This window comes from Gammaproteobacteria bacterium, from assembly GCA_021648145.1.
Classification (GTDB): domain Bacteria; phylum Pseudomonadota; class Gammaproteobacteria; order JAADGQ01; family JAADGQ01; genus S141-38.
Genome location: JAKITI010000019.1, coordinates 21,234 through 40,172 on the forward strand (window position 1 = coordinate 21,234; position 18,939 = coordinate 40,172).

Genomic DNA, 18,939 nt, shown 5'->3' on the forward strand with positions numbered 1-18,939 from the left:
AATGTAATTTAAATAATAAGGTGGGTGTATGCCGTGGAACAATAAAGTTATCTGGTCAGAGGGGATGTTTATCCGACCACAGCACTTTCAACAACAAATTCGGTATATAGAAAACTTTGTTGAGGGGCGTTGCTCGGCTTTTGGTGCTTATGGCTGGGGGTTTTCTGTGCTTAATATTGATCAAAAATTATTAAGCCTTGGTAAGTTTTCAATGTCCGAGGCGAAGGGGGTTTTCCCTGATGGTACACCGTTTAATATTCCTGAAGAAGATCTCTCTCCCGCCCCGTTAGATGTGCCTGAGGATATCCGCAATACGATTGTTTATCTCTCACTTCCTCTTAAACGTCAAGGCGTGCTGGATGCTGATGTAGCAGGCACGCATGTGGGGTTAGTTCGAAACCGATTATGTGATGACAACACCTTTGATGCCACCCTGGCAGAAAATGGCGCGGCAGATATTCAGGTGGGTCAGTTAGGGCTGAGTTATCTGTTAGATGGTGAAGTGATGAGCGACCACACCACGGTTGCCATTGCAAAAATTGTTGAGCGCAAGGCGGGTGGTAACGTTGTATTAGACAGTACGTTTATTCCGCCTGTTGTGAGTTGTCAGGCAGTTTCTGTATTGACAAGTTTTCTTGATGAGTTGTCGGGCTTGTTAAAACACCGAGTTGAAGCTTTGGCAAGCCGGGTGTCACTGTCGGGGCGTGGTGGAGCGGCGGAAATTTCTGATTATCTTTTTCTGCAGGTGGTTAATCGTTACAGTCCGGTTTTTGCTCATTCGGCAAGTATGAGCACACTGCACCCCGAGTCGCTTTACCGCGACATGATTGCTCTGGCAGGTGAACTGGCAACCTTTACGCGCGCCGATCGTCAAGCAGCTAATTTCCCGGTTTATAAACATCACAATCTAGAAGCAACATTTACCCCAGTGATGGACGATGTGCGCCAAGCTTTAACCACCGTACTTGAGCAAACAGCCGTCTCTATTCCATTGAAAGAAAAACGTTATGGCATTCGTGTTGGCAATATTGGCGATAAAACACTGTTCGAACGCGCAAGCTTTGTGCTTGCTATCAGTGCGGATATGGCCAACGAAACACTGCGTAGTGACTTTCCCAGTCGAGTCAAAATTGGCTCGGTTGAGCAGATCAGTGAACTTGTTAATGTTCAACTGCAGGGCATCAAGGTCAACCCACTTCCCATTGCGCCTCGTCAGATCCCTTACCATGCTGGCTCAATCTATTTCGAGCTGGAAAAGGGATGTGAGTATTGGGATAAATTAAAACTTAGTGGTGCCATCGCCTTGCATCTCAGTGGTGAGTTCCCCGGCATTACCATGGAATTTTGGGTCATAAAAGGGGGGATGAAACGGTGACGACTGATGACCCCTTTTCTGCTCAAAACAACGAAGGCAGAACCGTTGTTCGTCCGCGCCCTGGTGGTAGCCGTCGGCAGGCGGCCTCTGCCTCTCCGCGTCAGCCATCACCTCCGAACTCATCTGCCCTTGAATACAATCAAGTTGCATCCAATGCCGTCAGTGCTTATGGGCTTAATCCGCTGGTGGCGGCTGCTAACGTATTGTTATTAACCACAGGCCAGTTGCGAAATACTACCAGTCATCCTGATCCCGATATGTTGCACAATCTGGTTGCGCGTGAGATAACTAATTTTGAGAGCAGTGCACGCAACAAAGGTGAAACACCAGAGGTTATTTTTACTGCCCGTTATTTGCTGTGTACTTTTATAGATGAAATTGTTTTAAGTACACCGTGGGGAAGCCAGAGCGCCTGGAGTCAGCAGACCTTGCTAAGCAAGTTCCACAACGAAGTGGGTGGCGGTGAAAAATTTTTTAAAATTCTGGATAAATTACTGCAAGAGCCAGCTCGTAATCTAGCGCTACTGGAACTGATCTACGTCTGTTTAGCTCTGGGCTTTAAAGGGAAATATCGAGTGCAAGCTGGTGGTGTTGGCCACGTCGAAGATATACAGCACCAACTGATGAACACCTTGCGCCAGCAACGTGGTGATACTGAACGTGAGCTGTCACCTCATTGGCGAGGCGTTGAAGATAAACGCAACCCCTTGGCTCGTCACGTACCTTTGTGGGTGGTGAGTGCTGTTGCCGTAACGGTATTATTGCTGCTTTGGTTTGCTTTTAGTATGCGCCTAAGTGCCCACTCTGATCCAGTGATGGAAGAGCTGCAACTACTGGGTCGTAGTGTGCCAGCCATTGTTGAACGTGCGGAAACGGTACCAAAAAGAGCACCGAATTTTTCCGTTGCACGGGCGTTGGCGATGGAGATAAAGCAGCGCTTAGTTTATGTTGATGAGTCCGCGACAAGCGTCTCCATCGTGGTGCGTGGCGAGGATTTATTTGCCCCCGCTCGAGCGACTCTAACGGAGCAGCGTATACCTTTGATTCAAAAGATCGCTTTGGTTTTGGAACGTTTACCGGGTCCGGTTTTAGTCACAGGTCATACCGATAACGATCCAATTGGCGGCAGTTTGCGTTTAAAATTTCCCAGCAACTGGGATTTATCACAAAAGCGCGCTGAGGCGGTGGCGACGTTATTAAAAATGAATATCAGCGAACCACAACGAGTGATTGCCGAAGGCCTTGCGGATACACAACCTCTGGTGGCTAATAGCAGCTCTGAAAACAAGGCGCGCAATCGACGGGTCGAGATTACCTTGCAGTTCTTGGGTGACGGGTCAGAGGGGTTGATGCGATGAAAAAAATATTTAATTTTTTCACGCAACGCTGGGTGGTTTCGCTATTGGGGGTTATTGCACTCTCCTTGATCATTTGGTACATCGGACCACTGATTGCAATTGCTGGAAAAATACCGCTTGAGAGTGAGTTTTCTCGTCTGATTATGGTTGTCGTGGTGATTGCTTTATGGGCGGGTCACTTGGCATTTAGAAAAATTAAATCTGCTTTAGCAGGTAAACAGTTGATGGCAGGCATCAGTCAGGCGGCCACCAAGGACGCGCCTGATTATGGTGCAGAAGAAGTTGCCCAGCTTAAAGCACGTTTTGAGGAGGCTATTGAGGTACTCAAACAATCGCGGCGTGGCAAAGGCCGCAAGGCGACCAGTCTTTACGATCTGCCTTGGTATGTAATTATCGGCCCACCGGGCTCAGGAAAAACCACCGCTTTGGCAAACTCAGGGCTGGAATTCCCTTTGGCGGATCGCTTTGGTGATAAAGCTCTGCAAGGGGTTGGTGGCACACGCAATTGTGATTGGTGGTTTAGCAACGACGCGGTGCTGCTTGATACTGCGGGGCGTTATGTGACTCAAGACAGTCAAGCTGAAGTGGATAGTGCGGCTTGGACAGGGTTTTTAGATTTACTTAAAAAATACCGCCGTCGTCGCCCCATCAATGGCGTCATGGTTGCCATTAGCATTTCAGATTTAATGGTTCAGAATGAGTACGAGCGAAAACTTCATGTCACGGCGATAAAGCAACGAATTCACGAACTTTACCAGCACTTTGGTATGCGTTTTCCTGTTTACGTGCTGTTAACAAAGTGCGACTTGATCGCAGGCTTCATGGAATTTTTTGATGATCTGGGGCGGGAAGAGAGAGAGCAAGTCTGGGGGATGACTTTTCCATTAGAGGAGCAGGCTGATGGCTCTGCCGTGGAGCATTTTGCGCGTGAGTTTGATGGCCTTCTGCAACGCATTAATGAACGCCTGGTTGGGCGTTTAAGTCAGGAGCGTGATAATCAGCGTCGAACCTTGATTTATGGTTTTCCTCAACAATTTTCCGCCGTCAAAGAGACCTTTGATCTATTTCTAAAAGATATCTTTCGCCCCAGCCGTTTTGATGAACCAGTGATGCTGAGAGGTGTTTATTTCACCAGTGGAACGCAAGAGGGCACACCAATTGATCGCGTCATGGGTCGTTTGGCTCGTAGCTTTGGTTTAAATCAACAAGCGATTCCTTCCTTTGGTGGCCAAAATCGTGCCTATTTCATCACCGACTTTTTGAAGAAAGTAATGATTCCCGAGGCACAAATTGCGGGCACCAATCAGCGGCTAGAGCGTCATCGCGTCTGGCTGCAAGATGGAGCCTATGCCATAGCCGCAGGGCTAACTGCCTTGTGTGTTGTGGCTTGGGTGGTGAGTTACAGTCAAAACCAGGCCTATATTGAAGACGTGGCGGTTCAGGTAGCCGAGGCTCAGGCGAGTGTAGAAGCATTGGATGCCTCTCATCGTGATCCTGTGTTGGTTCTGCCGACGTTAAACACTGTGCGAGCCATGACGACGGGTCTGGATGTTAACGATGGTGGTGAGCCTTGGTCCATGGGCTTTGGGCTTTATCAAGGTGAGCGTTTAGGGGTCAAAGCGCGAGCCGCTTATCAGCGCTTGCTGAATACGACCTTCTTGCCTCGCCTAATTTTGCGCCTTGAAGCACAACTGAAATCGGCTACAGATAACCCGGACTATCTATTTGAGGGGCTTAAAGTTTATCTTATGCTGAGAGAGCAATCTCAATTTGATGCTGAAACGATTGCCGCATGGATTTCACTGGATTGGGATCAAAACCAACCGCGAGATTTCACTGAAGTGCACATGCAGCAGATGAACGACCATCTACAAACACTGCTTGCTGCAGGCTCTCCAGTATTGCCCCTCGCTTTGGATGAAAAATTAATCGCTGATACTCGTGAAATACTGAGGCAAGTTCCGTTGGCTGAACGCACTTATGGGCGTTTAAAACGGGCTAATCTGGGGCGTAGTGGCATTGCGCCATTTCGACTGACAGAAGCGGGTGGGGTTGATACTCCTGTGATGCTTTCTCGTCGCAGTGGTCAACCCCTCAATGCGGGGATTGATGGCTTTTTTACTTATGCCGGTTTTCATGAGCTTTTTCTTCCGCAGAGTGAAACATTAAGCACCGAAATAGCCGCAGAACGCTGGGTTATTGGCGAAGAAGATGGTTTGATGAAAGATGCTCAGGCACAAACGCTGTTAAACGAAGAGGTGCATCGGCTTTATCAAAAAGAGTATATCGACCGCTGGGAAGCACTGCTGGCTGATGTGAAACTGGCTCCAGTGACTAACATCAATCGAGGGGTTGAGATTCTTAACGTGATGTCCGGGCCGAACTCTCCATTGCGCCAGATCTTGCTTGCTGTATCAAAAGAGACAAGGTTGACGCGTACTTTTGCCAACGACTCGGGTTTGATAGACGAAGCGGCTGGCCGTATTGATTCGCTGAAAAAACGCCTGACCCGTGTGATTGGCTTAGATGAAATACCTAATGTTTTTGACGAGGTGAATGAAAGCCCTGGTCAGTTGGTAGAGGATCACTTTGCCAGGTTAAACAGTCTGGTGATGCCGCGTGAAGATGGCACTATGCCCATTGATGAAACCTTGATGGGGCTGAATGAGCTATATATTTATCTCGACTCCATTGCCAGCGCGGCTGATCGTGGTCAAGCTGCCATGAATGCGGTCAAGGGTAACGATGCTTTAAGCAATATTGTGCAAAAATTGAAAATTAAAGCTAAGCGTCAGCCTGAACTGGTTGGCCGTTTGATGATGACTGCCGCAAGCAGCAGCAAGAATTTGACTGTCGGTGGCGTGCGCTCATACCTCAATACTATGTGGCAATCAAACCCTCTCTCTTTTTGTCGACGCGCAATTAATGATCGCTACCCTGTCAGTCGTGATGCCTCGCGGGAAATTACCCTGAATGATTTCGGCCAATTTTTTGGTCCTGCTGGGGTGATGGAGAGTTTTTATAACGATTACCTAGCTGAGTTTGTGGATACTTCCAAGGTGCCTTGGCAATGGCGAAGTGTGAGTGGTATTGATGCCGGAGTGTTAGAGCAATTCAGGCGAGCCGATGTGATACGCCAGACTTTTTTCCAGGGCGCAGGGCAAGTGCCCAGTGTTCGCTTTGAACTTAAACCCATCAACATGGATCAAGATATTACCCGGTTTTTACTGGATTTAGATGGCCAGAAGGTGACCTATAGCCACGGCCCAGTGCGATTAACGCCGCTGCAATGGCCAGGCTCAGGGGGGAGCAATCAAGTGCAGCTTCAGTTGTTACCTGTACTTAATAATGGCCTCTCTTCAAGTGCACGGGAGTTAGGGGCTTGGGCATGGTTTCGGGTACTTGATAACGCTAACATTCAACCAACATCACGGCCTGAACGTTATCGTGTGACCTTTGAGCTTGGTGGGCGTAAAGCACGTTATGAGCTTCACGCCAGCAGTACCTACAACCCGTTTCGTTTAAAAGAATTATCGAAGTTCCGTTGCCCTGAACGGCTATAATGCAAAGGCAGATAAGAATATTGGACAGTCAGCAAACAGAGCGTTTATTTCAAAGCGGTTATCATGGCAAAATTCCTGGTCGGGGTGATTTTGTCTACAACGGTTTGCCACGTGATTTTATTGAACCGTGGGATGCTTGGTTGCAAGGCGCTATTTCCAATAGTCGCAATCGTTTGATGGATCAATGGCTGCAGACCTATCTGACTAGTCCAATTTGGCGTTATTACCTCGCCCCAGGGCTTTGCGGAAAACATGCTTGGGCCGGAGTGGTGATGCCCAGTGTGGACAAGGTGGGGCGTTACTTTCCGTTCACCGTGGCGTGCTCATTGCCTGCTGACTTTAATCCCTTTGATCTCATGGCGGAGCAGGGCAAGTGGTTTGTTGAGGTCGAGGAGCTTATGCTGGCTTTGCTGGATGAGAACCAGCCGAGCCTTGCTGGGTTCGATCAAAAAATTGAACTGCTAAATCAACATTTTGACGAGCAGTTTTATATGGATAAAAATTTGTCGGGGGTCGGGTCGGGGCCACTTTGGCGGCTGCCTTTAAGTGCTATTGATGAGGCGGCTATGAGTTGTTCTGAGTTATCAAAACAGATGTTATCCGTACGTTTTAGCACCTACAGCCTTTGGTGGAGTGATGGCTCGGAACAAGTAACACCAAGCTTGTTAGTCTCTGCCGGTTTGCCGGCTGGCGAGAGCTTCACTGCAATGATTGATGGTCAATGGGCCGCGACTGCTTGGGAGTCGTGGCCATCTCCGAGCCACAAACCTGAGGTGAATATTGACAAATATTTGAGCACTGATTTATCGGTTGATCAATTAATTAGTCAATTATTGGTGGCTGATGAGGTGGGGAAAAAGCTGACGCCATTATCCTGGAAGTCCAATGCCATGACTCATGTGGGGCGGGTGCGTAACGCCAATGAAGATGCCTGCCTTGAGCTTCCGGTACGAGGCATGTGGGTGGTTGCCGATGGCATGGGCGGACATGCCGCAGGTGAGCTGGCCAGTAATATGGTGGTTGATGATTTAAGTCGTATTGAAAGCTCAGGAACACTCGGTGAATTTGTTGATGATGTGAAAACTTGCTTGGACTCGGTGAATCAAAAATTAATGGAAAAAGCGCATGAAAAAGCCGTGTCCGTGATTGGTTGTACGGTTGTTGTCTTGGTCATGATAGGCCGGCGAGCAGCCTTTTTATGGGCGGGAGACAGTCGCATTTATCTGAGCCGCGAGGGTGAATTACAGCAATTAACACAGGATCATAGTTATGACCCTGTGGAGCGACTTGGCTGTGGTGGTGATGTAAACGTTTCAAATATCGTCACACGAGCCGTAGGGGCGGGTAGTGAACTTGATTTAGAGGTGGGCTACGTTGACTTAAAAGCAGGAGATTGCTTTCTACTTTGCAGTGATGGGCTGAATAAGGAAGTGACTGATATTGAAATAGCCGAGTCAATGTGCGGTAAAAATGTTTTAGCCGCCACACATCAGTTGATTGATCTCTCGTTAGAGCGCGGTGCGCGAGATAATGTGACGGTCGTCACGGTTCAAATTTCTGCGACAGATGAGAATAGAAAGGTGTGAATATGTCACCAATTAATATTGAAAAATTATTAGAAAAAATATCCGAAGAAGCGCCGTGTGGTGAGTCTCTTGAATACGACCCTGCCTTACAGGCGCTTGAGAGTGCTGCGACGGCTAAATCCGCACAAGAATTTGGTGACACCGTTGTGCCAGCCGAAGAGCCCAACTGGGGCAAAGTCAAAATGCTTGCAATAGAAATTTTATTGCGAACAAAGGATTTGCACATTGTTACCACTCATCTTGCACGTGCGCTTGTTTATACGGATGGTTTTACAGGATGTACTCAGGCTTTGTCACTGGTTCGCGGTTATATCGAACAATATTGGAGTACGGTGCACCCACAGCTCGACCCTGATGATAATCTTGATCCCATTAGTCGCATTAATGCGATTAATGCATTGAGTGACCCACAAACGATTATCCAGTCATTGAGACGTTCGCCTCTCGTGGCGGCTCAAGGCATTGGGGTTTTTAGTCTTCGTGATATGGACATTGCATCAGGAAAAATTACTTTGCCGAAAGGTGAGGAGGGCACACCGCCAACACAGGCGCTTATTGATGGTGCGCTCATAGACAGCTCCCGGGATGAGCTGCAAAAAACTGCAGCGGCGATTAATGAAAGTTTGGAGTCTGTCAAACAAATTAAAACCTTGTTGATGGCTTTGGTCGGAATGGAGATCGCGCCACAGTTGAAAGAATTATCCACTGAGTTAACATATGCACAGTCCGTGATAGAAAAAGAGTTGTCACGACGAGGGTTTACTGAAGAGAGTATGATTGAGCCGGGTGCAGAAGCGAATGATGTTGGTATGGTACAAACAAATACAAAAACACGCTTGGCTGGCGAAGTTAATAGTCGCACTGATGTAGCACAAATGCTGGATAAAATTTGTGCTTACTACAGTCGTCAGGAACCCTCAAGCCCAGTGCCCTTGTTGCTGCAACGAACGAAGCGTTTAGTGTCAATGGATTTTATGGAAATTGTTAAAGACCTTGCCTCTGATGGAGTGCAACAAGTGGAGAAAGTTATGGGTGTTGATGAGAAAAAAAAATAAATTTGAGCAGTGCTATCTAAATTCTATTAAATACTTAACAAGATCAGCTTAAGAGGGGTAACATCATGGCAAAACAAAGTAGTCAGAAATTTATTTCACGCAATAGGGCACCACGAGTGCAAATTGAATATGACGTTGAAGTTTATGGTGCTGAAAAAAAGGTTCAAGTCCCCTTTGTAATGGGGGTGATGGCTGATTTATCGGGCACTCCAAAAGAGGCGCTTGAGCCGGTTTCTGACCGTAAAGCACTTGAGGTTGATATGGATAATTTCGATGGTCGGCTCAAGTCGATGAACCCCCGTGTTGCTTTCTCTGTGCCTAATACTTTAACGGGGGAGGGAAACATTGATGTGGATATCTCTTTTGAAAGTATGGATGATTTTTCACCCGCTGCTATCGCGAGAAAGGTTGATTCACTGAGTAAACTGATGGATGCGCGTTCACAGCTTTCTAATTTAGTGACCTATATGGATGGGAAATCAGGCGCGGAGGAACTGGTTGCACAGGCGATCAATGATCCCGAATTGATGAAAGCACTGGTTTCTGCGGCCAAGCCAGCAGATGATGAATCAGAAACTAAAGAGGTGTCATAATTATGGCTGAATCAGAAAAGTCAGGTGTACAAGAAGAGGTAACAGAAGTACTCGAACCAAATGTTTTTGGTGATTTGTTGCAAAAACAGTTCAAGCCTAAATCAGATCGGGCTAAAGAGGCCGTTGAAAATGCGGTGACAACATTAGCAGAGTATGTGCTTAAAGATACCACATTGGTATCAGATGAAGCTGTGAATACCATTAGCGCGATTATAGCCGAAATTGATAAAAAGCTAACGGATCAAATTAATCTCATTATTCATCAAGAAGAGTTTCAAAAATTAGAAGGTGCATGGCGAGGGCTTCATTATCTCGTTAACAATACCGAAACCGATGAGATGCTCAAAATTCGAGTAATGAATATCTCTAAAAAAGAGTTAGGGAAAACACTCAAAAAGTACAAAGGCACTGCCTGGGATCAAAGCCCAATCTTCAAAAAAATGTATGAAGAGGAGTATGGGCAGTTTGGTGGCGAACCTTATGGCTGTATCGTCGGTGATTATCACTTTGACCACAGTCCGCCCGATGTCGAATTATTAAATAGTATGGCGCAAGTGGCTGCTGCGGCTCATGCACCTTTTATTACTGGAGCTGCGCCGACATTAATGCAGATGGACTCCTGGCAAGAGTTAACCAACCCAAGGGATTTGACCAAAATTTTTACCACGCCTGAGTACGCTGGATGGCGCTCATTGAGAGAGTCTGATGATTCTCGCTATATTGGTTTGGCCATGCCACGGTTTTTATCACGCCTGCCTTACGGCACAAAAACAGACCCTGTGGAAGATTTTGATTTCGAAGAAGATACGGAGGGCGCAGACTCCAGTAGCTACACCTGGTCTAACGCAGCCTATGCCATGGCGGTGAATATTAATCGATCATTTAAAGAGTATGGCTGGTGTTCACGTATTCGCGGCATTGAGTCAGGAGGCGCGGTTGAGGGGCTGCCTGTCCACACCTTTCCTACGGATGATGGCGGCGTGGATATGAAATGCCCGACAGAAATTGCGATCAGTGATCGACGTGAAGCTGAGTTGGCAAAAAACGGTTTTATGCCTTTAATTCATCGTAAGAATTCTGATGTTGCGGCTTTTATTGGTGCACAGTCGTTACAGAGCACTATGGAATATGATGATCCTGATGCAACGGCGAATGCCCGATTAGCCGCTCGGCTGCCTTACCTGTTTGCGACCTGTCGTTTTGCACACTATTTGAAATGTATTGTGCGTGACAAAATTGGTTCATTCAAAGAGCGTGATGATATGCAGCGCTGGTTACAAAAGTGGATCATGCAATATGTGGATGGCGACCCTCAAAATTCAAGTGAAACAACGAAAGCGAAAAAACCTCTGGCAGCGGCTGAAGTTGTCGTTGAGGAGGTGGAAGGGAATCCAGGGTATTACGCGGCGAAGTTTTATCTACGGCCACACTATCAGCTGGAAGGACTGACAGTGTCGCTCCGCCTCGTTTCAAAACTTCCTTCCGTGAAGAGCTAATAAAGCTCATTTTTTTAATAATAATATAAGAGGATTTAATAATGGCTAGTGATATGTTTTTGGATTTGGGCAGCACCATCAAAGGTGAATCTAAGGATGCAGCTTATGAGGGTAAAATTGATATTCTCGGATGGGATTGGGGAATGAGCCAAACAGGCAGCTCTCATACAGGAGGTGGCGCTGGAACAGGAAAAGTGAGTATCCAGGATATTACCATTTCTAAGTATGTCGATAGCTCTAGTGCTAATTTTATGCTGTATTGCGCTGCAGGAAAGCACTTTGAAGAAGGGAAAATTGTTTGTCGTAAAGCGGGAGATGATCCTCTTGAGTATCTGGTGATTAACATGAAGAAAATCATGGTGACCAGTGTTTCTACAGGTGGATCTCCAGGCGAAGAACGATTAACTGAAACTGTTAACCTCAGCTTTGCTGAAGTTGAGGTTGAATATACAGCACAAGAAGATCAAGGTGCGGGTGAAGCCGGCATCGTGTTTGGTTGGAATATAGAGCAGAACATCAAACTGTGATGTTGTAAATAAAAGTCGTGGGTGGGGGCGTCCCCCACCTGCAGCTTTTTATATATAGATGTTAGGAAAATAAATCTGGAGACATAAAATGATTATTAAAAAGCTAGTGGTACATCATTCAGCTAGCGCAAAAGAAACTACAAAGAAGTCAGATATAGATACGTGGCATAAGCAGCGAGGTTTTTCTCAGATTGGATATCATAAGGTCGTCGAAAGTAATGGTAAGATTGTATCTGGTCGATCAGAAAAACACCAAGGTGCCCATGCTAAAGGTACAAACCATAATTCATTAGGAGTATGTATAGTTGGAAATTTTGAACATGAAACCCCTTCAGCAGTTCAGATAAAAAGTGTGGTTAAAGTGTTAGTTGAATGGTGTGAAAAATATAAATTAACATCTAGAAATATATATGGGCATACAAGTGTGCCGGGTGCTACTACTAAAACGAGCTGTCCTGGGAAAAATTTAATTTCTCAGCTTCCAAGTATAAAGCGTAAAGTCTCGAAAATTTTGAAAAAACCATGAAATCGTCAAAAAGTATAGTCTTATTTGCATTCATATTTCTTATGCTGGGGTGTACAACAACTGACAAGAAACATGTGGAACCTTACGGGTATTCCGTTAAATTATGGGAGAAACTTTCAATATTAGAATTATCGACAGTAATAGAAAATGCGCGGAATAATTCCGAGAGCTGGGTTTCTTATCCTTTCTTTTATCCTCAACACCTTTTTGATCTTTCTAATTTAAAAACCTATTCAGTTAATTACTTAGCACAGAGTAGCGAGTCAAATAAAAAATCGACTATTATCATAATCCGCGATGGTTTTTTGGATGATTCTGTAAGGGGGGATATTCATGAGCTAGTGATTGAGAAAACTGAAGATCAATGGAAAATCAAGAGCGCTAAGAGAGCTTTTAGGTGTTGGAGAAATCCAGATAGTGTCTCTTACTCGGTAGAAAAGTGTCCTTAAATTTCCTAACGAATAATGCAATGTCTCGAACGGGTAAAACCAGTTATGTTGAAGTACTATTTGATAGTTTAATCATAAACGGAGTTTTTCTATGATAAGATCAGAAATTCAAAGTAAAATTGAACGAAATTTTCGTAGATCCCGTGTTGCACCTCGAAGCACGACCATTAGAGAATGGGAGAAACTAGAGCCAAAACAAATATATGAACTATTACAAAACTGTAGTTTAAACGCTCGAGCAAGTGCAAAAAAATTGATTCAGGTTATGGCTGATGGGGCATGGAGACTAAAAGCTACAGCTCATGTTTTAGGTAGTAAAAACCCTAATGATCGACTTCATATTACAATAAAAATAGATAAAGAGAAGAAGGCACATCATCTGTACTGTCGAGAAATATCAGATAATAGAGGGCTTCAAATTACTGGAATTACTAAAGGATAGTAATCATGTTGACCTCCGATCCTGTTAATGAATATGTGAAATCTTCATATTATGTTCGATGTAGCTAACCCACGTAGAACGGAGGTCGACCCCATTAAGGGGAAATCATTATGTCTAGGAGCTTGTCCGAGAATGGAAACCGTGGCGAAGGAAATCCATTTCCCCTGAATTCAAATCATAAGTGCATAATCGTCTAAACCCTTTTCACCGATTCCCGCGAGCTTTTCAAAAGTTTCATAAGGCGCTTGGTATCCCAAACATTTTCTGGGTCGCCTATTGACCCACAAACGATTATCCAGACATTGAGGTGTTCACCTCTCGTGGCGGCTCAAGCCCAGTGCCCTTGTTGCTGCAACGAACGAAGCGTTTAGTGTCAATGGATTTTATGGAAATTGTTAAAGACCTTGCCTCTGATGGAGTGCAACAAGTGGAGAAAGTTATGGGTGTTGATGAGAAAAAAAAATAAATTTGAGCAGTGCTATCTAAATTCTATTAAATACTTAACAAGATCAGCTTAAGAGGGGTAACATCATGGCAAAACAAAGTAGTCAGAAATTTATTTCACGCAATAGGGCACCACGAGTGCAAATTGAATATGACGTTGAAGTTTATGGTGCTGAAAAAAAGGTTCAAGTCCCCTTTGTAATGGGGGTGATGGCTGATTTATCGGGCACTCCAAAAGAGGCGCTTGAGCCGGTTTCTGACCGTAAAGCACTTGAGGTTGATATGGATAATTTCGATGGTCGGCTCAAGTCGATGAACCCCCGTGTTGCTTTCTCTGTGCCTAATACTTTAACGGGGGAGGGAAACATTGATGTGGATATCTCTTTTGAAAGTATGGATGATTTTTCACCCGCTGCTATCGCGAGAAAGGTTGATTCACTGAGTAAACTGATGGATGCGCGTTCACAGCTTTCTAATTTAGTGACCTATATGGATGGGAAATCAGGCGCGGAGGAACTGGTTGCACAGGCGATCAATGATCCCGAATTGATGAAAGCACTGGTTTCTGCGGCCAAGCCAGCAGATGATGAATCAGAAACTAAAGAGGTGTCATAATTATGGTTGAATCAGAAAAGTCAGGTTTACAAGAAGAGGTAACCGAAGTACTCGACCCAAATGTTTTGGGTGATTTGTTGCAAAAACAGTTCAAGCCTAAATCAGATCGGGCTAAAGAGGCCGTTGAAAATGCGGTGACAACATTAGCATAGTATGTGCTTAAAGATACCACATTGGTATCAGATGAAGCTGTGAATACCATTAGTGCGATTATAGCCGAAATTGATAAAAAGCTAACGGATCAAATTAATCTCATTATTCATCAAGAAGAGTTTCAAAAATTAGAAGGTGCATGGCGAGGGCTTCATTATCTCGTTAACAATACCGAAACCGATGAGATGCTCAAAATTCGAGTAATGAATATCTCTAAAAAAGAGTTAGGGAAAACACTCAAAAAGTACAAAGGCACTGCCTGGGATCAAAGCCCAATCTTCAAAAAAATGTATGAAGAGGAGTATGGGCAGTTTGGTGGCGAACCTTATGGCTGTATCGTCGGTGATTATCACTTTGACCACAGTCCGCCCGATGTCGAATTATTAAATAGTATGGCGCAAGTGGCTGCTGCGGCTCATGCACCTTTTATTACTGGAGCTGCGCCGACATTAATGCAGATGGACTCCTGGCAAGAGTTAACCAACCCAAGGGATTTGACCAAAATTTTTACCACGCCTGAGTACGCTGGATGGCGCTCATTGAGAGAGTCTGATGATTCTCGCTATATTGGTTTGGCCATGCCACGGTTTTTATCACGCCTGCCTTACGGCACAAAAACAGACCCTGTGGAAGATTTTGATTTCGAAGAAGATACGGAGGGCGCAGACTCCAGTAGCTACACCTGGTCTAACGCAGCCTATGCCATGGCGGTGAATATTAATCGATCATTTAAAGAGTATGGCTGGTGTTCACGTATTCGCGGCATTGAGTCAGGAGGCGCGGTTGAGGGGCTGCCTGTCCACACCTTTCCTACGGATGATGGCGGCGTGGATATGAAATGCCCGACAGAAATTGCGATCAGTGATCGACGTGAAGCTGAGTTGGCAAAAAACGGTTTTATGCCTTTAATTCATCGTAAGAATTCTGATGTTGCGGCTTTTATTGGTGCACAGTCGTTACAGAGCACTATGGAATATGATGATCCTGATGCAACGGCGAATGCCCGATTAGCCGCTCGGCTGCCTTACCTGTTTGCGACCTGTCGTTTTGCACACTATTTGAAATGTATTGTGCGTGACAAAATTGGTTCATTCAAAGAGCGTGATGATATGCAGCGCTGGTTACAAAAGTGGATCATGCAATATGTGGATGGCGACCCTCAAAATTCAAGTGAAACAACGAAAGCGAAAAAACCTCTGGCAGCGGCTGAAGTTGTCGTTGAGGAGGTGGAAGGGAATCCAGGGTATTACGCGGCGAAGTTTTATCTACGGCCACACTATCAGCTGGAAGGACTGACAGTGTCGCTCCGCCTCGTTTCAAAACTTCCTTCCGTGAAGAGCTAATAAAGCTCATTTTTTTAATAATAATATAAGAGGATTTAATAATGGCTAGTGATATGTTTTTGGATTTGGGCAGCACCATCAAAGGTGAATCTAAGGATGCAGCTTATGAGGGTAAAATTGATATTCTCGGATGGAGCTGGGGAATGGCCCAAACAGGCAGTTCTCATACAGGCGGTGGCTCTGGAACAGGAAAAGTGAGTATCCAGGATATTACCATTTCTAAGTATGTCGATAGTTCTAGTGCTAATTTTATGCTGTATTGCGCTGCAGGAAAGCACTTTGAAGAAGGGAAAATTGTTTGTCGTAAGGCTGGAGATGATCCTCTTGAGTATCTGGTGATTAACATGAAGAAAATCATGGTGACCAGTGTTTCTACAGGTGGATCTCCAGGCGAAGAACGATTAACTGAAACTGTTAATCTCAGCTTTGCTGAAGTTGAGGTTGAATATACAGCACAAGAAGACCAAGGTGCGGGTGAAGCCGGCATCGTGTTTGGTTGGAATATAGAGCAGAACATCAAACTGTGATGTTGTAAATAAAAGTCGTGGGTGGGGTTTCGCTCCACCTGCAGCTTTGTATATATAGATGTTATACCTTGTATTTTGTCGCCGTATATTAGGGTGCATATTTTTATTTGGCGAATAATTAAGGGAATTTTACTATGAAGTGTATTCCAATTTACGATGTAAAATTTGATAGTAGTAGTATCGCAGCGATTAACGACATAAAAAGACGTCGTAATTTGACTTTAGTATTATCTCAAGTGATGCCGTTCGGCACAATGGCAAACATATTTGTGGGGAACGGTGCTTTGAAATCTAGTTACAACATCAAACAGACGGATTTTGAAGCACTTGCACAGGCTATGGCATCCCTACCAGAAATTCAAAGAAAAATTATAAGAGATATTGCTAAAATTGAAGCAGTTTCTCATATCGGAAAAGAGTCTACATTTTGGAAAGGGGTGGCTGATGGCTGTAAAATTAACTAGTTCATTTTTTCTGGTAATTATTCTGGCTATATTTTCTGGTTCGTGTAACGGTCAAAGTAGTAATCTCGACGAAACTGATGCGTTCAATATATCAATCAATAATTTTAAAAAAGCAAAAATTAATCTAGAAAAAAAGATAGAAGAGTGCGACAAAAATCGAATCATAATATCAAAAAACGCGTTTAAAAATGTAGAATTGACGAATGAAGAATGGAAAGTATCTTTGTTCGTTTTAAGTGCTAAAGCTGAAGATTCTTGTGAACAGGGAAAAAGGGGGGAATTTGTTGTTGCAGCTAGCATTTATAGGGAGACCGCAAAGCATTATGAAAAAAAAGCAACGCTCGCTGACCCATATTCCGAAAACTTAATGTTTGGACATTATTGGAAAAAATTGGAAATGGAGGCCAAATATTTGAACGTTTCTAAGAAAAAACGAAACCTTTTGGAAAATCTTTCTGAGATTAATAAGCCCTTTCATTTATTTGAAACCCTTTCTAATTTGGGCGTCGAGTAAAAAAGCCTTCTGAATTCAAGTCATAAGTGGATAACCGATTAAATCATTTTCGCTGATGCCGGTGAGTTCTTAAAAAACTTCATACTGTTGTGGGCGAATTATTCAGATGAAGGTCCTTGTGATGCCAAGAATGAAGATGGAGAAAAGCTGTTCTCTAACCAATGCGCTATAAGAGTAAGTCACGCATTAAAAAAACAGGGGTTAGCTTCCAGTCCTTCCCAGAGAACCGAAAGTGCTGGGTGCATAAAAGTGACGAACATATTTTAGCCGCAAAAGAATTAGCTGACTGGCTAGAGAAAGGTATCGTTCACTTCGTATCAAAACCACAAAATATAACAGGTGATAACTGGCGTGATAGAGTTCTAAATAAAACAGGAATCATATGTTTTGAGGATTACTATGCACCAAGTGGTGGTTCAGGTGGTGAACATATTGATTTATGGGATGGCTCTTCACTTACAGGCTTTGGTTCATGGCTTAGAACGCGCTTCAATATCGTAGTCCCTGGCTTTTGGTCTGATTTCAGACAGTCAAAGACAATTAGGTTCTTTGAGGTCAAATGATAAAAAAAATTAGTCTCTTTGTCTCGGGTTTTGCGGCAGGTTTAATCGTTGTATTTACAATTTTCTATGCCCTTGGTCATGGGCTAGAGTACTTTGATATTCAGTTGTACAAATCAGAGTCAGATCAGCAGCGTAATTTTAATATTTATGTTCTAACAAGTTTGGTTGTAGGTGTGTTGGCAGGCTATTTGTTCAATAGGTGGTTTTTACCGCAATCTAGTGATAAGTAAAATGCCTAAAAAATACTCCAATGGAGGGCGAAAAATTCTGAATTCAAGTCATTAGTGCATAACGGTTTAAATGACGGTACAACAAAATCTAATAAATCCAGTTAAAAATGGAAAAATAAGGAGTGGTGATAAATGGGGGAAAGGTCACTATGGAGCGCCAAGAGGAAGTAGAACACACAATGGACTAGATATAGAAGCGTATCCTAAGCAAGTAATCGTTTCACCAATCGATGGGTCTATAGTCCGAAAAACTTACCCTTATGCCAACGATATGCGGTACACAGGCGTATTACTGGAAGGAACGGGGAGGCACAAAGGATATTCAATTAAAATATTCTACATGAATCCTTCAAGTGGAATAATAGGTAAAATCGTTCAAGCTGGTGATGATGTTGGTGAGGCACAGGACTTAACAATAAAATATCCGAGAATAACAAACCATATTCATATTGAGATAAAAATAGGAAGTCAATATAAAGATCCGAGCAAACTAATTAAATCCACCCCATAAGTGTTTATTCCATGAATACGAAACTATTTATAAAAATACTACTATGCATAATTCTTAGTACCGTCACTGGCTGCGCTAGTCACAATATCACTTTGAACCCGACTAGCGAAGCTAAGTCGAAACCTCATCTGGTTGCTAAACTGTTTGCGGATGACCACAAAAAATGTTCACGATTTTACTATAGCAACACAACTTGGGTGGTAGAAGTTCACTGTGATGTCAATTCTATTAAGAGTGGAATTTACATAATTGATCCAACTGGCACAAGCTTTTATGACTGGTTTGATAGCGCTTTCAATTCTTGGGCATGGGCAGAAGGCTGTAATGATGAAACTAGCTGTTTTTATGAAGCGGTGGTCGACAGTAAAGGTAAAGTAACTGAGCTAACATACATCTTTTATATAAACTTAAGTGAAGGGTATTACAAAATGACTGTGAAAGGTAATTCACTAAAAGTAACAAAGAAGAAAATTACAGATTTACCTTCTTAACCACCAAATAAAACAGGAGTCATATGTTTTGAGGGTTACTATGTAGCAAGTGGCGGTTCAGGTGGTGATAATTTGCATTTGAGAGGTGATAGATATCTCAAAGTTCAAAAATAA

19 protein-coding genes and 1 pseudogene are annotated in these 18,939 nt (G+C 44.0%); all 20 read left to right on the forward strand.

Translation table 11 applies throughout. The features are described 5' to 3' along the window. Window positions 1-28 precede the first annotated feature (28 nt). Window positions 29-1,375 (forward strand): type VI secretion system baseplate subunit TssK, encoded by a 1,347-nt coding sequence (tssK, locus tag L3J70_11170; protein MCF6236911.1) that lies wholly within the window; start codon window positions 29-31, stop codon window positions 1,373-1,375. Then, on the forward strand, window positions 1,372-2,733 hold the full coding sequence (icmH, locus tag L3J70_11175; protein ID MCF6236912.1) for a type IVB secretion system protein IcmH/DotU: 1,362 nt from the start codon (window positions 1,372-1,374) through the stop codon (window positions 2,731-2,733). The genes tssK and icmH overlap by 4 nt, the downstream gene beginning before the upstream one ends. Further along, window positions 2,730-6,296 (forward strand): type VI secretion system membrane subunit TssM, encoded by a 3,567-nt coding sequence (tssM, locus tag L3J70_11180; protein MCF6236913.1) that lies wholly within the window; start codon window positions 2,730-2,732, stop codon window positions 6,294-6,296. Before icmH ends, tssM begins: the two co-directional genes overlap by 4 nt. Continuing rightward, window positions 6,296-7,882: a type VI secretion system-associated protein TagF gene (gene tagF / locus L3J70_11185; GenBank protein MCF6236914.1), complete on the forward strand. Its 1,587-nt coding sequence runs from the start codon at window positions 6,296-6,298 to the stop codon at window positions 7,880-7,882. Before tssM ends, tagF begins: the two co-directional genes overlap by 1 nt. Window positions 7,883-7,884: 2 nt before the next feature. Further along, complete coding sequence (gene tssA, locus L3J70_11190) at window positions 7,885-8,937, forward strand: type VI secretion system protein TssA (GenBank protein ID MCF6236915.1); 1,053 nt, start codon at window positions 7,885-7,887, stop codon at window positions 8,935-8,937. Window positions 8,938-9,002: 65 nt separating this feature from the next. Further along, window positions 9,003-9,530 carry a type VI secretion system contractile sheath small subunit gene (gene tssB, locus L3J70_11195; GenBank protein ID MCF6236916.1) on the forward strand — a complete coding sequence of 176 codons (528 nt, stop codon included), beginning with the start codon at window positions 9,003-9,005 and terminating at the stop codon, window positions 9,528-9,530. A gap of 2 nt (window positions 9,531-9,532) precedes the next feature. Continuing rightward, window positions 9,533-11,026: a type VI secretion system contractile sheath large subunit gene (gene tssC, locus L3J70_11200; GenBank protein MCF6236917.1), complete on the forward strand. Its 1,494-nt coding sequence runs from the start codon at window positions 9,533-9,535 to the stop codon at window positions 11,024-11,026. 41 nt (window positions 11,027-11,067) lie between these two features. Continuing rightward, entirely contained in the window at window positions 11,068-11,553 is a 486-nt protein-coding gene (locus L3J70_11205) for a type VI secretion system tube protein Hcp (protein MCF6236918.1), read from the forward strand. Between the two features lie 88 nt (window positions 11,554-11,641). After that, entirely contained in the window at window positions 11,642-12,079 is a 438-nt protein-coding gene (locus L3J70_11210) for a peptidoglycan recognition protein family protein (protein MCF6236919.1), read from the forward strand. Between the two features lie 540 nt (window positions 12,080-12,619). After that, window positions 12,620-12,970: a hypothetical protein gene (locus L3J70_11215; protein MCF6236920.1), complete on the forward strand. Its 351-nt coding sequence runs from the start codon at window positions 12,620-12,622 to the stop codon at window positions 12,968-12,970. Between the two features lie 307 nt (window positions 12,971-13,277). Continuing rightward, window positions 13,278-13,436: a hypothetical protein gene (locus tag L3J70_11220; protein MCF6236921.1), complete on the forward strand. Its 159-nt coding sequence runs from the start codon at window positions 13,278-13,280 to the stop codon at window positions 13,434-13,436. A gap of 65 nt (window positions 13,437-13,501) precedes the next feature. Then, entirely contained in the window at window positions 13,502-14,029 is a 528-nt protein-coding gene (gene tssB / locus L3J70_11225; protein MCF6236922.1) for a type VI secretion system contractile sheath small subunit, read from the forward strand. Window positions 14,030-14,031: 2 nt separating this feature from the next. Continuing rightward, a pseudogene (gene tssC / locus L3J70_11230) lies at window positions 14,032-15,525 on the forward strand (type VI secretion system contractile sheath large subunit). A 41-nt stretch (window positions 15,526-15,566) separates the two neighbouring features. Next, window positions 15,567-16,052, forward strand: coding sequence for a type VI secretion system tube protein Hcp (locus tag L3J70_11235; GenBank protein ID MCF6236923.1), 486 nt, complete (start codon window positions 15,567-15,569; stop codon window positions 16,050-16,052). 134 nt (window positions 16,053-16,186) lie between these two features. Next, window positions 16,187-16,516, forward strand: coding sequence for a hypothetical protein (locus L3J70_11240; protein MCF6236924.1), 330 nt, complete (start codon window positions 16,187-16,189; stop codon window positions 16,514-16,516). Continuing rightward, window positions 16,497-17,030: a hypothetical protein gene (locus tag L3J70_11245; GenBank protein MCF6236925.1), complete on the forward strand. Its 534-nt coding sequence runs from the start codon at window positions 16,497-16,499 to the stop codon at window positions 17,028-17,030. Before L3J70_11240 ends, L3J70_11245 begins: the two co-directional genes overlap by 20 nt. Before the next feature lie 161 nt (window positions 17,031-17,191). Next, window positions 17,192-17,593 (forward strand): type VI secretion system amidase effector protein Tae4, encoded by a 402-nt coding sequence (locus L3J70_11250; protein MCF6236926.1) that lies wholly within the window; start codon window positions 17,192-17,194, stop codon window positions 17,591-17,593. After that, window positions 17,590-17,823: a hypothetical protein gene (locus tag L3J70_11255; GenBank protein MCF6236927.1), complete on the forward strand. Its 234-nt coding sequence runs from the start codon at window positions 17,590-17,592 to the stop codon at window positions 17,821-17,823. Before L3J70_11250 ends, L3J70_11255 begins: the two co-directional genes overlap by 4 nt. Window positions 17,824-17,893: 70 nt before the next feature. Further along, a complete protein-coding gene (locus L3J70_11260; GenBank protein MCF6236928.1) occupies window positions 17,894-18,334 on the forward strand; it encodes a M23 family metallopeptidase in 441 nt (146 codons plus the stop codon). Window positions 18,335-18,345: 11 nt separating this feature from the next. Further along, on the forward strand, window positions 18,346-18,825 hold the full coding sequence (locus tag L3J70_11265; GenBank protein MCF6236929.1) for a hypothetical protein: 480 nt from the start codon (window positions 18,346-18,348) through the stop codon (window positions 18,823-18,825). Window positions 18,826-18,939 lie beyond the last annotated feature (114 nt).

Excerpts from the sequence above, each read along its gene's own strand:
- tssK (MCF6236911.1), top strand. The coding sequence starts at position 29 with ATGCCGTGGAACAATAAAGTTATCTGGTCAGAGGGGATGTTTATCCGA.
- tssM (MCF6236913.1), top strand. The coding sequence starts at position 2,730 with ATGAAAAAAATATTTAATTTTTTCACGCAACGCTGGGTGGTTTCGCTA.
- tagF (MCF6236914.1), top strand. The coding sequence starts at position 6,296 with ATGCAAAGGCAGATAAGAATATTGGACAGTCAGCAAACAGAGCGTTTA.
- tssA (MCF6236915.1), top strand. The coding sequence starts at position 7,885 with ATGTCACCAATTAATATTGAAAAATTATTAGAAAAAATATCCGAAGAA.
- tssB (MCF6236916.1), top strand. The coding sequence starts at position 9,003 with ATGGCAAAACAAAGTAGTCAGAAATTTATTTCACGCAATAGGGCACCA.
- tssC (MCF6236917.1), top strand. The coding sequence starts at position 9,533 with ATGGCTGAATCAGAAAAGTCAGGTGTACAAGAAGAGGTAACAGAAGTA.
- L3J70_11205 (MCF6236918.1), top strand. The coding sequence starts at position 11,068 with ATGGCTAGTGATATGTTTTTGGATTTGGGCAGCACCATCAAAGGTGAA.
- L3J70_11210 (MCF6236919.1), top strand. The coding sequence starts at position 11,642 with ATGATTATTAAAAAGCTAGTGGTACATCATTCAGCTAGCGCAAAAGAA.
- L3J70_11215 (MCF6236920.1), top strand. The coding sequence starts at position 12,620 with ATGATAAGATCAGAAATTCAAAGTAAAATTGAACGAAATTTTCGTAGA.
- tssB (MCF6236922.1), top strand. The coding sequence starts at position 13,502 with ATGGCAAAACAAAGTAGTCAGAAATTTATTTCACGCAATAGGGCACCA.
- L3J70_11235 (MCF6236923.1), top strand. The coding sequence starts at position 15,567 with ATGGCTAGTGATATGTTTTTGGATTTGGGCAGCACCATCAAAGGTGAA.
- L3J70_11240 (MCF6236924.1), top strand. The coding sequence starts at position 16,187 with ATGAAGTGTATTCCAATTTACGATGTAAAATTTGATAGTAGTAGTATC.
- L3J70_11245 (MCF6236925.1), top strand. The coding sequence starts at position 16,497 with ATGGCTGTAAAATTAACTAGTTCATTTTTTCTGGTAATTATTCTGGCT.
- L3J70_11250 (MCF6236926.1), top strand. The coding sequence starts at position 17,192 with ATGCGCTATAAGAGTAAGTCACGCATTAAAAAAACAGGGGTTAGCTTC.
- L3J70_11255 (MCF6236927.1), top strand. The coding sequence starts at position 17,590 with ATGATAAAAAAAATTAGTCTCTTTGTCTCGGGTTTTGCGGCAGGTTTA.
- L3J70_11260 (MCF6236928.1), top strand. The coding sequence starts at position 17,894 with ATGACGGTACAACAAAATCTAATAAATCCAGTTAAAAATGGAAAAATA.
- L3J70_11265 (MCF6236929.1), top strand. The coding sequence starts at position 18,346 with ATGAATACGAAACTATTTATAAAAATACTACTATGCATAATTCTTAGT.